At 61.1% G+C, this 442-nt stretch carries 1 protein-coding gene; it reads right to left on the bottom strand.

Annotated features, from left to right (window positions below; genetic code table 11):
- Nucleotides 1-60: 60 nt before the first annotated feature.
- A partial coding sequence (locus EH240_RS37540; RefSeq protein WP_245436722.1) for a DUF1173 family protein occupies nucleotides 61-442 on the bottom strand: 382 nt, incomplete at its 5' end.

Here is a 442-nt window from a genome sequence, read left to right as displayed (position 1 = left end):
TGCTCCGCCCTTGACCGTCATCTGGCCAGCGGCCTCGACGAGATGCCAACGAATATTCCATCAATGCCGTTTGCCAGCCCATTGCGACGTCCAGACTGTCAGCTCCGCTTCGTGCCAGAGATAATGGAGCAGGCCTCGCAGGGAGAGTCTCTTGGTGTCCCCGACCACGCTGTCCGAACCTACGGCTCCAACTGCCGGCACAGATCGCGTGGCGACCTTCGATAGGCGAAAGTCCAGCTTCAGCGCGGCCATGCCGCTCTCGGAATCGACCTGGATAGCGCTGCCCATCAGCACGCCGAGGCCGGACAGTTCGTCGGGCGGCTCGTAAGAGGAACAAGAAGGATCATGGCTGCCACCCGAAAGCGGCATCCGCTTGACCATGTATCGGTCGCCAACTTGCGCAATATACATCGCCGGGCAGGGCTCTTTGCACAGGCAAAGC

This window comes from Mesorhizobium tamadayense, from assembly GCF_003863365.1.
GTDB lineage: Bacteria > Pseudomonadota > Alphaproteobacteria > Rhizobiales > Rhizobiaceae > Mesorhizobium > Mesorhizobium tamadayense.
The sequence above is the reverse complement of the archived record's forward strand: the minus strand, read 5'-3'. Positions and strand labels throughout refer to the sequence as shown.